Origin of the sequence: Burkholderia sp. BCC1996 (assembly GCF_905339955.1) — a bacterium.
Taxonomy (GTDB): domain Bacteria; phylum Pseudomonadota; class Gammaproteobacteria; order Burkholderiales; family Burkholderiaceae; genus Burkholderia.
On record NZ_CAJPHM010000038.1, the window covers coordinates 14186 to 26186 of the forward strand.

At 66.7% G+C, this 12001-nt stretch carries 10 protein-coding genes; 6 read left to right on the top strand and 4 right to left on the bottom strand.

Annotation, left to right across the window (positions count from 1 at the left end):
• Positions 1-28: 28 nt before the first annotated feature.
• Both U4Z64_RS34045 and U4Z64_RS34050 read right to left on the bottom strand, forming a co-directional pair.
• Positions 29-832, bottom strand: a complete 804-nt coding sequence (locus tag U4Z64_RS34045) for an ABC transporter permease (protein ID WP_321822315.1) — start codon at positions 830-832, stop codon at positions 29-31.
• Positions 829-1530, bottom strand: coding sequence for an ATP-binding cassette domain-containing protein (locus U4Z64_RS34050; protein ID WP_321808858.1), 702 nt, complete (start codon positions 1528-1530; stop codon positions 829-831). Before U4Z64_RS34050 ends, U4Z64_RS34045 begins: the two co-directional genes overlap by 4 nt.
• A gap of 152 nt (positions 1531-1682) precedes the next feature.
• Here U4Z64_RS34050 and U4Z64_RS34055 point away from each other — a divergent pair, with 152 nt between their 5' ends.
• Together U4Z64_RS34055 and U4Z64_RS34060 are read left to right on the top strand one after the other, a co-directional pair.
• Complete coding sequence (locus U4Z64_RS34055) at positions 1683-3989, top strand: AsmA family protein (RefSeq protein WP_321822316.1); 2307 nt, start codon at positions 1683-1685, stop codon at positions 3987-3989.
• 133 nt (positions 3990-4122) lie between these two features.
• Positions 4123-5715: an ABC-F family ATPase gene (locus U4Z64_RS34060; RefSeq protein WP_044848912.1), complete on the top strand. Its 1593-nt coding sequence runs from the start codon at positions 4123-4125 to the stop codon at positions 5713-5715.
• 250 nt (positions 5716-5965) lie between these two features.
• Here U4Z64_RS34060 and U4Z64_RS34065 read toward each other — a convergent pair whose 3' ends face one another.
• Positions 5966-6331, bottom strand: a complete 366-nt coding sequence (locus U4Z64_RS34065; RefSeq protein WP_044848913.1) for a hypothetical protein — start codon at positions 6329-6331, stop codon at positions 5966-5968.
• A 268-nt stretch (positions 6332-6599) separates the two neighbouring features.
• On the opposite strand from U4Z64_RS34065, the gene U4Z64_RS34070 reads away from it, so the two are divergent.
• The 3 genes from U4Z64_RS34070 (at position 6600) to U4Z64_RS34080 (ending at position 10062) form a co-directional block, all read left to right on the top strand.
• Complete coding sequence (locus U4Z64_RS34070) at positions 6600-8036, top strand: aldehyde dehydrogenase family protein (protein ID WP_321822317.1); 1437 nt, start codon at positions 6600-6602, stop codon at positions 8034-8036.
• 128 nt (positions 8037-8164) lie between these two features.
• Positions 8165-9355, top strand: a complete 1191-nt coding sequence (locus U4Z64_RS34075; protein WP_321822318.1) for a nitronate monooxygenase family protein — start codon at positions 8165-8167, stop codon at positions 9353-9355.
• A gap of 65 nt (positions 9356-9420) precedes the next feature.
• On the top strand, positions 9421-10062 hold the full coding sequence (locus U4Z64_RS34080) for an OmpW/AlkL family protein (RefSeq protein ID WP_321822319.1): 642 nt from the start codon (positions 9421-9423) through the stop codon (positions 10060-10062).
• 75 nt (positions 10063-10137) lie between these two features.
• Here U4Z64_RS34080 and U4Z64_RS34085 read toward each other — a convergent pair whose 3' ends face one another.
• The gene (locus U4Z64_RS34085) at positions 10138-10341 is read right to left on the bottom strand and encodes a DUF1289 domain-containing protein (RefSeq protein ID WP_321808984.1); all 204 of its coding nucleotides are present in this window, start codon (positions 10339-10341) and stop codon (positions 10138-10140) included.
• A 530-nt stretch (positions 10342-10871) separates the two neighbouring features.
• Here U4Z64_RS34085 and U4Z64_RS34090 point away from each other — a divergent pair.
• Positions 10872-11966: a polyamine ABC transporter substrate-binding protein gene (locus U4Z64_RS34090; protein WP_321808983.1), complete on the top strand. Its 1095-nt coding sequence runs from the start codon at positions 10872-10874 to the stop codon at positions 11964-11966.
• The last annotated feature ends 35 nt before the right edge of the window (positions 11967-12001 follow it).

Consider the following 12001-nt stretch of genomic DNA (forward strand, 5'->3'; position numbering starts at 1 on the left):
AATGCCGCGCGGGTCGCGGCGCCGCGCGTCAATGCGCGCGTTCCTCGAGCCGCGATGCGAGAAAGCGGTGATCGGCGGAGAACAGCCGGCGATACGTCATCAGCACCGCGCCGACCGTGCCGAGCGCGGACGCCGCGGCGATCAGGAACATGATCACGATCTGGTAGCGCACGGCCTGCAGCGGCGACTGGCCGGCCAGCACCTGGCCGGTCATCATCCCCGGCAGGCTCACGACACCGACGACGGCCATCTGGTTGAGCGTCGGCAGCATGCCCGCCCGCACGGCCTGGCGCGCGGCGTCCTGCGCGGCTTCCCAGCGCGTCGCGCCGAGCGCGAGCGCGGTCTCGACGCGGTCGCGCCGTGCCGTCAGTTCCTCCATCATCCGTTCGACGCCGAGCGACACGCCCGTGAGCGTATTGCCGAGGATCATCCCGAGGATCGGGATCGTATATTGCGGCGCGTACCAAGGATGAATGCGGATCACGACGAACAGCCCGATCGCCGCGACGAACCAGCTGCTGAACCAGATGGACGCGATGCTGTCGACGCGTTGTCCGCGATACGTGTGCTTGCCGCGGCCGGCGCCCGCAAAGCCGGCGATCAGCGTCATCAACGCGGTCAGCGGCAACACGACCGTCCAGTGCGGATGGCCGAACACCCAGCCGAGCACGTAGCCGATCGCGAGCAGCTGCACGACGGTGCGCACGGCGGCGAGCGCGAGCTTGCGCCCGAGGCCGAGCGACAGCGCCGCCGAGATCGCGCCATTGACGGCGACGAGCGCGGCGGCGATGCCGACGTCGACGAGACTCAGATCCTGCAGTGCCGGGCTCATCGTGCCGCCTCCGTCGTGCTCGCGGCGTGCAGCACGCCGGCCTGCATCACGAGCCGCATCGTGCCGATCCGTGCGGCCTGCGCCGGATCGTGCGAGATCCACATGCAGGCGCGCGCATCGGGTGCCGCGTCGAACCAGGCGCCGACGAGCGCTTCGATCGCGCGCGTGGAGTCGGGGTCGAGCGCGGACGTCGGCTCGTCGAGCAGCAGCACGTCGGGGTCGAGTTGCAGCACGCGCAGCAGCGCGGCGATCTGCGCTTCGCCGCCCGACAGTTCGCTCGCGCGCTTGTCGAGAAAATCGGCGCCGCGACCGGCGCGGGCCGCGAGCGCTTCGGCGCGCGCACGGTCGAACGTCGCGTCGCGATAGATCGCGAGCGAGTACGGATAGCGCAATTGTGCCTCGACGGTGCCGTCCATCTGCGCGGGTCGCTGGCGCACGTAGGCGACGCTGCGCCGGTAGCGCGGAATCGCGCCGCGCCTGATCCGCTGGCCGCGCCACAGGATCTGACCGCCATCGAGCGGATCGAGCAGCGCGAGCGCGCGCAGCAGCACGCTCTTGCCGGAACCCGATGGACCGGTGATAGCAATTCGCGATCCCGCGGCGAGGCTGAAGTCGGTCGGCGCCAGCAAGGTCTTGCCGCTGCTGGCGTCGCGGCGCGTGATGTGCTGCGCATCGATGAGACCGGTCGGGGCTGTCATGTCGAAAATGAAAAAAAGCGTTAATGGCGCCGAGGCGTCGTCGGAGCGTGCGTCATAATACAGATTGAAAAGCCGCCAGTGTCGTGCTTCGTTCATTCACGCACGTGGCCCGACATGGCGTGCACACTCTGCATAACAACAACGGAATCGCCATGACGCTAGCCCGAGCCATCGGCAAATCGGCTGCATGGATCGTCTGCATCGTCGCACTGATCATCGCGGCCGCCGGCATTTTTATCGTCACGTTCGACTGGAACCGCGCGAAACCGTGGGTCAACGAACATGTGAGTACCGCGCTTGGCCGTTCGTTTGCGATCAACGGCGATCTCAAGGTCGGCTGGCGTCGCCCCGACGGCGAGACCGGCTGGCGCGCATGGGTACCCTGGCCGAGCTTCTCGGCCACGCAACTCGAGATCGGCAATCCGGACTGGGCGAAGGGGCCCAGGTTCGTCACGGTCGATGCCGCGCATTTCGATCTCGCCATCCTGCCGCTCCTCGCGCACGAAATCGTCATTCCGTCGATCGATGTCGTCAATCCCGCGGTCGACCTCGAGCGGCTCGCCGACGGCCGCAATACGTGGACCTTCCAGTTCAAGCAATCCGCGCAGCCGTCGCCGTGGAAGGTGCGGCTCGACAGCTTCGGGTTCGCGAAGGGCATCGTCACGTATCGCGATGCGATCACGAAGGCCGATCTCACGGTCGCGATCGATACGCTCGGCCAGCCGATTCCGCTCGGCGACGTGCTGAAGGAACAGGAACAGAGGTCGCGTGCGGCATCGGCCCAGCGCGTCGGCAAGCACGGCGCCGCGCAATTGAGCGCGAAGGCGAATGCGGAAGCCGCGTCGGGTGCGTCGGCGCCGCAGGCGGCGAGCGGGGCGTCTGCCGTTGCGGCGTCGGGAGTGTCCGGCGCCGCTCCGGCTACTTCGGTTTCCTCTGCATCGACGGCCGCGCCGGCATCCGGCGCGAGCGGTGCGTCAGGTGCATCCGGTGCGTCGGCGGCCGCCGCGCCCGCGAAGCCGTCCGGCCCGACCTATGCGTTCGGGCTCAAGGTCGACGGCCGCTACAAGAACGTGCCGATCAGCGGCACCGGCAAGGTGGGCGGCGTGCTGGCGATCGAGAAGTCGACGCAGCCGTTCCCGCTGCAGGCCGACGTGAAGGCCGGCGACACGCGGCTCGCGATCGTCGGCACGCTGACCGACCCGATGCATCTCGCGGCGCTCGACCTGCGGTTATGGCTGCAGGGCACGTCGATGTCGCACCTCTACCAGATTACCGGCATCACGCTGCCCGACACGCCGCCGTATGCGACCGAAGGGCGGCTGATCGGCAACATCAAGCAGGGCGCCAGCACGTTCCGCTACGAGGACTTCAACGGCCGCGTGGGCGGCAGCGATCTGCGCGGCACGCTCACCTGGGCGCAGCGCGAGCCGCGGCCGAAGCTGTCGGGCGAGCTCGAGTCGAAACTGCTGCAGTTCTCCGACCTCGCGCCGGTGATCGGCGCCGACACGGCCGCGAGCAAGGCGAAGCGCGGCGACACGACGCGCCAGCCGCCGGACCGCGTGCTGCCGGTTTCGAGGTTCCGCACCGAGCGCTGGAGCGCGATCGACGCGGACGTGAAGTTCACCGGCCGCAAGCTGATCAAGAGCCCGCAACTGCCGATTACCGACCTGTACACGCACGTTCTGATGCAGGACGGCGTGCTGACGCTCGAGCCGCTGAAGTTCGGCGTCGCGGGCGGCACGCTCGCGACGACCGCGCATCTGGACGGCAGCCGCACGCCGCTCAAGGGCCGCTTCACGCTGTCCGCGCGTCACCTGAGGCTCAAGCAGCTGTTCCCGACGCAGAAGGTGATGCAGACCGCGCTCGGCGAGATCAACGGCGACGCGTCGCTGTCGGCGACCGGCAACTCGCCGGCCGCGCTCGCGGGTACCTCGACCGGCGAAGTGAAGGCGCTCATCACGGATGGCCGCATCAGCCTGCTGCTGATGGAGGCGGCGGGGCTGAACGTCGCGAACGTCGTTTACGAGAAGCTGTTCGGCACCCGCGACGTGAACATCAACTGCGCGGCGATCGACTTCGTCGCGACCGACGGGATGCTCGACCCGAAGGTGTTCGCGCTCGATACGGACGATGCGCTGATCAACGTCGACGGCCCGGTCAATCTGCGCGACGAATCGATCGACCTGAAGATCCACCCGCACACGAAGGGTTTCCGGGTCTTCTCGCTGCGCTCGCCGCTGTATGCGAAGGGCACGTTCAAGAACCCGAAGGTCGGCGTCGACGCGGGCGCGCTCGCGCTGCGCGCCGGCGCGATGGTCGGGCTCGGCCTGATCAACCCGTTCGCGGCGCTGATTCCGCTGATCGCGCCGAGCAACAACCGCGACGTGCCGTGCGCGGAGCTGTTCGGGCAAATGAAGGAGAAGGCGGCGCAGAAGCGCGCGGCGAAGGAAGGCAAGTAGGGGCCACGAAGGGAGGCGCCGGCGCCGCGCGCGGCGGCCCGGCTGGCGGGGCCGGAACAGTGCGGTCGGCAGTTTCTCCGACACCTGCTAAAATACACGGTTTTCCGTCGATTTCTCTCTTACGGGACCTGCCGTGCTTTCTACTGCCAACATCACGATGCAATTCGGGCCGAAGCCCTTGTTCGAGAATATCTCGGTCAAATTCGGCGAGGGCAACCGCTATGGTCTGATCGGCGCGAACGGCTGCGGCAAGTCGACCTTCATGAAGATCCTGGGCGGCGACCTCGAGCCGAGCGCCGGCAACGTCGCGCTGGAGCCGAACGTGCGCCTGGGCAAGCTGCGCCAGGACCAGTTCGCGTATGAAGACGTGCGCGTGCTCGACGTCGTGATGATGGGCCACACCGAAATGTGGGCCGCGATGACCGAGCGCGACGCGATCTACGCGAACCCGGAAGCCACCGACGACGACTACATGCACGCGGCCGAGCTCGAAGGCAAGTTCGCCGAATACGGCGGCTACGACGCCGAGGCGCGCGCGGGCGCGCTGCTGCTCGGCATCGGCATCGAGGAGAAGTTCCACAACGGCACGATGGCCGACGTCGCGCCGGGCTGGAAGCTGCGCGTGCTGCTCGCGCAGGCGCTGTTCTCGAAGCCGGACGTGCTGCTGCTCGACGAACCGACCAACAACCTGGACATCAACTCGATCCGTTGGCTCGAGCACACGCTCAACGAGTACAACTCGACGATGATCATCATCTCGCACGATCGTCACTTCCTGAACTCGGTGTGCACGCACATGGCCGACATGGACTACGGCACGCTGAAGGTCTGGCCGGGCAACTACGACGACTACATGCTCGCGTCGGCACAGGCGCGCGAGCGCCAGGCCGCGGCGAACGCGCGCGCGAAGGAGCGCGTTGCCGAGCTGCAGGACTTCGTGCGCCGCTTCTCGGCGAACAAGTCGAAGGCCCGCCAGGCAACGAGCCGCGCGAAGCAGATCGACAAGATCAAGATCGAGGAATTCAAGCCGTCGTCGCGTCAGAACCCGTTCATCCGCTTCGAGTTCGAGAAGAAGCTGCACAACGTCGCGGTGGTCGCCGAAGACATCACGAAGAAGTACGAGCGCACGATCTTCCAGAACTTCAACCTGTCGGTGCAGCCGGGCGAGCGCATCGCGATCATCGGCGAGAACGGCGCGGGCAAGACGACGCTGCTGCGTTCGCTGCTCGGCGCGCTGCAGCTCGATCACGGCACGGTGAAGTGGTCGGAGAACGCGAACGTCGGCTACATGCCGCAGGATACGTACGAGGAGTTCCCGAACGACATCACGCTGATGGACTGGATCGACCAGTACCGCAAGGACGGCGACGACGAAACGATGGTGCGCGGCACGCTGGGCCGCCTGCTGTTCTCGTCGGACGACATCAAGAAGTCGGTGAAGGTGCTGTCGGGCGGCGAGAAGGGCCGCATGATCTGGGGCAAGCTGATGCTCGGCCGCCACAACGTGCTGCTGATGGACGAGCCGACCAACCACATGGACATGGAGTCGATCGAGTCGCTGCAGATCGCGCTCGAGCAGTTCGAAGGCACGCTGATCTTCGTGTCGCACGACCGCGAATTCGTGAGCGGGCTGGCGAACCGGATCATCGAAGTGCGCACGGACGGCACGCTGTTCGACTTCGGCGGGAATTACGAGGAGTTCCTGACGAGTCAGGGGCAGGAGTAATTGCCCGGGCGGCCATGCCCGACCTGATGTACCGGAAGCCCGCCAGGTGCAAGCCTGGCGGGTTTTTCGTATCCGGGCAGATGTTCGCCGTTACCGGATCGGCACGACGGGCCATTGAAGGGAAAATGTCAGGTCGAGTGCGGCACCTTCGATGACGATTCGACGCGCCGGCGCCGTTTCCGGCCGGCAGCCGCCGCGACCGCAACCGGCGCATCACCTCGCGCACCGCCCGCCGCCCAGTGCCGTCGCGTCAATCCGCGAGCCGCTTGTCGGCAAGCGCCTTGCAGCAGTCTTCGTATACCCATTGCACGAGTTTCGCCCGGTAATCGAGATCGTCGGTATCGACGATTTCCTCGACCGCGTCACGCGCCCACGACGCATCGACGAAGTCGGCGTGCCGCTTGGCGATGTCCTGCGCCAGCGCGGCCAGCTTCGCGATCGCGAGCCAGTCGGCCTGCCGGTGATGGCGGTCGAGCCAGCGGTGCGCGGCCTGCACCTGGAACGATGCGTCCGGCCAGGTTTCGTTCAGGTAAAACGCGCCGAGATTGCCGCAGGTGAGCCAGCACAGCAGCTCCAGGCGATCTTGCGAGCCGAGGATATGGGATGCGTCGGTCATGGCAGCGCTCACGAAGGCATCGATTCCGGGTGGCGCGGCCTGCAGCGGCCGGCGCCGATACTAAAAACATAGCACGATGCGGGCCACGTCGTGCGGCCTCGTGGCGTGCCGGCGTGGCGCGGATGCCGCAGCCGCGGGCGTCCGGTATCCGGCACCCGCTCGCCGGCGCCCGTGCGGACCGTTCGGCGGCGCTCGCGGTCTGGTCCGGCGTCATCGCCGGGCGGCGCCACACTCGTTAGAATGGCCGTTTTCCGGGAGACAGGAAGCGATGAAAATCTACAACCAGTTCTACATCGACGGTGCATGGCGCAAGCCGGCCGGAACGGGCACGATCGACGTGATCGACTCGGGCACCGAGGCCGTGATCGGCCGGATTCCGGAGGGCACGGCCTCGGACGCGCAGGACGCGATCCGCGCGGCGCGCGCGGCGTTCGACGCGTGGGCCGCGACGCCGGCCGCGACGCGCGCGGACTACCTGCGCAAGATCGTCGAGCGTCTGCAGGCGCGCAGCGAGGAACTCGCGCAGTCGATCACCGGCGAAGTCGGGATGCCGATCAAGCTGTCGCGTGCGATCCAGGTCGGCGGCCCGATCTACAACTGGAAGGCATACGCGAAACTCGCCGAATCGTTCGAATTCGAGGCGACGGTCGGCAACTCGCTGGTGGTGCGCGAGCCGGTCGGCGTCGTCGCGGCGATCACGCCGTGGAACTACCCGCTCAACCAGGTCACGCTGAAGGTCGCGCCGGCGCTCGCGGCCGGCTGCACGGTCGTCCTGAAGCCATCCGAAGTCGCGCCGCTCAATGCGTTCATGCTCGCGGAGGCGATTCACGAAGCGGGCCTGCCGCCGGGCGTGTTCAACCTCGTATGCGGTTACGGCCCGGTCGTCGGCGAGGTGCTGGCGACCGATCCGGACGTCGACATGGTGTCGTTCACGGGTTCGACGCGCGCCGGCAAGCGCGTGGCCGAACTCGCGGCCGCGGGCGTGAAGCGCGTCGCGCTCGAACTGGGCGGCAAGTCGGCGTCGGTGATTCTCGACGATGCCGATTTCGCGACGGCGGTGAAGGGCACGGTCAACGCGTGCTACCTGAACGCGGGCCAGACCTGTTCGGCGCACACGCGGATGCTGGTGCCGGAAGCGCGTTACGACGAGGCGCGCGCGCTCGCGAAGGCGGCGGCCGAAGCGTATGTCGCGGGCGACCCGCGCCAGGAAACGACGCGCCTCGGCGCACTCGCATCGGCCGCGCAGCAGCAGCGCGTGCAGGCCTACATCCAGCGCGGGATCGACGACGGCGCGGAACTCGTGACGGGCGGCACGGGCCTGCCGGAAGGGCTCGCGAAGGGCTTCTTCGTGAAGCCGACGGTGTTCGGCCGCGTCGATCCGAAATCGACGATCGCGCAGGAAGAAATCTTCGGGCCGGTGCTGTCGATCATCACGTATCGCGACGAAGACGAAGCCGTGCGCATCGCGAACGATTCGCCTTATGGGCTCGGCGGCGCGGTGTGGGCGGGCAGCGACGAACGCGCGATGCGCGTCGCGCGCCGCATCCGCACGGGGCAGGTCGACATCAACGGCGGCACGTGGAACAGCGCCGCGCCGTTCGGCGGCTACAAGCAGTCGGGACACGGCCGCGAGAACGGCGTGTACGGGCTCGAAGAGTATCTCGAATACAAGTCGATGCAGCTCAAGCCGGCGAATCCGGCCTGAGCGTCTCACCGCGCCTGACCCGAAACGGCACGCTCGCGTGCCGTTTTTTTATTGACGGCCGTCAAGATGCGCGTCGGTGGATCGTCGATCATCGCGTTTCCGATTTCCGATGTTTCGACGAGGTTCAGATGACCGCACGCACTTCCTTCCCGCCGCTCACGATTCGCGGCCGCGCGTTGCTGCCCGTGGTGCAGGGCGGCATGGGCGTCGGCATCTCCGCGCACCGCCTCGCGGGCAGCGTCGCGCGCGAAGGCGCGCTCGGCACGATCGCGAGCATCGACCTGCGTCACCACCACGCGGACCTGCTCGCGCGCTGTCGTGCGAATCCCGACCGCGCGACGCTCGAGGCCGCGAACCTCGACGCGCTCGCGCGCGAGATTCGCCTCGCGAAGACCTACGGCGAAGGCCGCGGGATGATCGCGGTCAACGTGATGAAGGCGGTGCGCGCGCATGCGGACTACGTGCGCGTCGCGTGCGACGAAGGCGCGGACGCGATCGTGATGGGCGCGGGCCTGCCGCTCGATCTGCCCGATCTCACGCAGGGACGCGACATCGCGCTGATCCCGATCCTGTCGGACAGCCGCGGGATCGCGCTGGTGCTGAAGAAGTGGATGAAGAAGGGGCGGCTGCCGGATGCGATCGTGATCGAGCATCCCGCGCATGCGGGCGGCCACCTCGGGGTCACGCAGATCGACGACATGCACGATGCGCGTTTCGATTTCGCGCGCGTGCTCGACGAGGCCGCGCAGGTGATGGCGTCGCTCGGCGTGGCGCGCGACACGATCCCGCTGATCGTCGCGGGCGGGATCAACAGTCACGACACGGTGCGTGCGGCACTCGCAGCCGGCGCGAACGGCGTGCAGGTCGGAACGCCGTTCGCGGTGACGGAGGAAGGTGACGCGCATCCGAACTTCAAGCGCGTACTGGCCGACGCGCTACCCGACGACATCGTCGAATTCGTCAGCGTGACGGGGCTGCCGGCGCGCGCGGTGAAGACACCGTGGCTCGATCGCTACCTGCGCAACGAAACGCGCATTCGCGACAAGCTTGGCGCGTTCAGGCAGCGCTGCCCGACCGCGCTCGAGTGCCTGAGCGTCTGCGGGCTGCGCGACGGCATCGAAAAGTTCGGCCATTTCTGCATCGACACGCGGCTCGCGGCCGCGTTGCGAGGCGACGTCGCGAACGGCCTGTTCTTCCGCGGCCGCGAAGCACTGCCGTTCGGCAACGCGATCCGCAGCGTGCGTGATCTGCTCGATCTGCTGCTGACGGGCCGTGCCGCGGCGACTGCGACAAACCGTCCGAGGTTTACGCTGGCTTGACGGATATCAAAACGACGAAAAGACCCTACGAGGAAAATGGAATGCATTCTTCAGGGGTCTTTACCATGCATAAAACGATTCGAACATGTGTCACCGCTGCCGCCGTCGCGGCGAGTCTGGTCACGATACCCACGCTGTCGCACGCGGCGTCTCCGGGCGACGGGATCAACCAGGGTGACGTACTGGTCCGCCTGCGCGCGATCAGCATCCAGCCGAACGAGCGCGCGAGCGACACGCTCGGCGCGATCAATACCGGCGTGAACAACGCGATCGTGCCGGAACTCGACTTCACCTACATGATCCGCGACTACCTGGGCGTGGAGCTGATCCTCGGCACGTCGCGGCACCAGATGACGTCGAGCCTCGGCAACCTGGGCGGCGTGGGCGTGCTGCCGCCGACGCTGCTGCTGCAGTACCACTTCAACCATGCCGGCAAGGTGCGTCCGTACGTCGGCGCGGGCCTGAACTACACGTACTTCTACAACAACGGGCTCAACGTCGGCGGGGAAGGCGTGTCGATCAACAAGAGCAGCTTCGGTCCGGCGCTGCAGTTCGGCGTCGACGTGCAGTTGACGAAGAAGGTGTTCATGAACGTCGACGTGAAGAAGATCTGGATGAGCACCGATGCGACGCTCGGCGACAAGGGCATCGGCACGCTGCACATCGATCCGCTGATCGTCGGCGTGGGCGTCGGGATGAAGTTCTAAAGCTTCGAGGACAAGAACAGAGTTGGGGTTGGCGGCATGGCAGTCGGCATGCCGCTCTTTTTTTGTGCGGCCGGTTTACAGCTTGTCGTACTGGAAGCGCATCGCGGTGCCTTCGCGCGTAATGCGCTCCCACACCGCCTGCTTCTCGGCGTCGCTCAGGAACACCCAGTTCGACACTTCGCCGGCCGTGCGGCCGCAGCCCTTGCAGACTTCGTCGAAGAGGGTCGAGCACACGCCGATGCAGGGGCTGTCGGGCAGGTCGTGGAGATTGGAGGCCATCGGAAGGGTTCGCGCAGTGAAATCGTCAGGGCGTCATTTTAATGCATCGGGACGGGGCGGCCGGCGGACGCCGCTACCGTGCCGTACGGTCGCGTTGCCGTGACGGTACGGTCGGCCGGTGGCCGGATCGCCGCCGGCGACGGCTGGTCCGCCGTGCCGTGCCGGACAGGACAGGGCGTGCGGCGCGTGTCGCAGCGTGTCGCGATTTCACCTGTGAAACGGCCGCATACACCGCACGTTGCGCGTGCCGCTTGTGCTGTATGCGGACGCGGTTTCGCCACCGCTTTCTTTTCCCGATGGACAGACGCCGATTACCCGATAGAATTCCCCCGGAACGCCCCGCTGCGCGGGCCGCCCGAGCGGCCGGCGGCGGGAATCTGTTCCGTTTGCGCGACACGGGCATGATTTTTTTGTGACGGAGCGCGAATGGTGGTAGCGTTCGGGGTTTTCGAGGGGCGGCGTGCCGGAACGCGCCGCCATGACGAGGCAGACGGCAGCCGGACAAGCGGTCCGGCCGAAGGGAGAACGGGATGAAAGCAAACGTAGTGGGCCGGTTCGCAGCGCTCGCGCTGTGCGTGGGTGCATCGGCGGCGGCGGCGAAGGATACGCAGCTCAATGTCTATAACTGGTCGGACTACATTGCGAAGGACACGATCCCGAACTTCGAGAAGCAGGCGGGCGTCAAGGTCCGCTACGACAATTACGACAGCGACGACACGCTGCAGGCGAAGCTGCTGACGGGCAGCTCGGGCTACGACATCGTCGTGCCGACCAGCAACTACGCGGGCAAGCAGATCGCCGCCGGCATCTTCACGCCGCTCGACAAGTCGAAGCTGCCGAACCTCAAGTACCTCGATCCGCAACTGATGGCGCTCGTCGCCGGCGCGGACCCGGGCAACAAGTACTCGGTGCCCTGGGCGTACGGCACGACCGGTCTCGCCTACAACCTGACGAAGGCGCAGCAGGCGCTCGGCAAGGTCCCGCTCGACAACTGGGACATCCTGTTCAAGCCGGAAAACATCTCGAAGCTGAAGACCTGCGGCGTGTCGGTGCTCGACGCGCCGGACCAGATGTTCGCGGCGGCGCTGCACTACATCGGCAAGGATCCGATGAGCACGAACCCGGCCGACTACAAGGCCGCGATGGAGGTGCTGAAGAAGATCCGCCCGTACATCACGCAGTTCAACTCGTCGGGCTACATCAACGACCTGGTCGGCGGCGACATCTGCTTCGCGTTCGGCTGGTCGGGCGACGTCGTGATCGCGAAGCATCGCGCGATCGAGGCGAAGAAGCCGTACAAGGTCGAGTACTACATTCCGAAGGGCGGCGCGCCGGTGTGGTTCGACGTGATGGCGATCCCGAAGGACGCGAAGAACAAGGACGCCGCGCTGCAGTGGATCAACTACATCGAGGATCCGAAGGTGCACGCGGCGATCACGAATGCCGTGTACTACCCGAGCGCGAACGCCGAGTCGCGCAAGTACGTGCGGCCCGACGTCGCGAACGACCCGGCCGTCTATCCGCCGGCCGACGTCGTGAAGACGCTGTTCCTGCTCAAGCCGCTGCCGCCTGAAATCCAGCGTCTGCAGACGCGTCTGTGGACCGAGCTGAAATCGGGCCGCTGAAGCGAACCGGAGTCAGCCAGCAGTCATGAAGCCCC

Bases quoted from the DNA above. Each gene is read 5' to 3' on its own strand.
- U4Z64_RS34090 (WP_321808983.1), top strand. From the start codon at position 10,872: ATGAAAGCAAACGTAGTGGGCCGGTTCGCAGCGCTCGCGCTGTGCGTG.
- U4Z64_RS34050 (WP_321808858.1), bottom strand. From the start codon at position 1,530: ATGACAGCCCCGACCGGTCTCATCGATGCGCAGCACATCACGCGCCGC.
- U4Z64_RS34045 (WP_321822315.1), bottom strand. From the start codon at position 832: ATGAGCCCGGCACTGCAGGATCTGAGTCTCGTCGACGTCGGCATCGCC.
- U4Z64_RS34055 (WP_321822316.1), top strand. From the start codon at position 1,683: ATGACGCTAGCCCGAGCCATCGGCAAATCGGCTGCATGGATCGTCTGC.
- U4Z64_RS34075 (WP_321822318.1), top strand. From the start codon at position 8,165: ATGACCGCACGCACTTCCTTCCCGCCGCTCACGATTCGCGGCCGCGCG.
- U4Z64_RS34070 (WP_321822317.1), top strand. From the start codon at position 6,600: ATGAAAATCTACAACCAGTTCTACATCGACGGTGCATGGCGCAAGCCG.
- U4Z64_RS34085 (WP_321808984.1), bottom strand. From the start codon at position 10,341: ATGGCCTCCAATCTCCACGACCTGCCCGACAGCCCCTGCATCGGCGTG.
- U4Z64_RS34065 (WP_044848913.1), bottom strand. From the start codon at position 6,331: ATGACCGACGCATCCCATATCCTCGGCTCGCAAGATCGCCTGGAGCTG.
- U4Z64_RS34080 (WP_321822319.1), top strand. From the start codon at position 9,421: ATGCATAAAACGATTCGAACATGTGTCACCGCTGCCGCCGTCGCGGCG.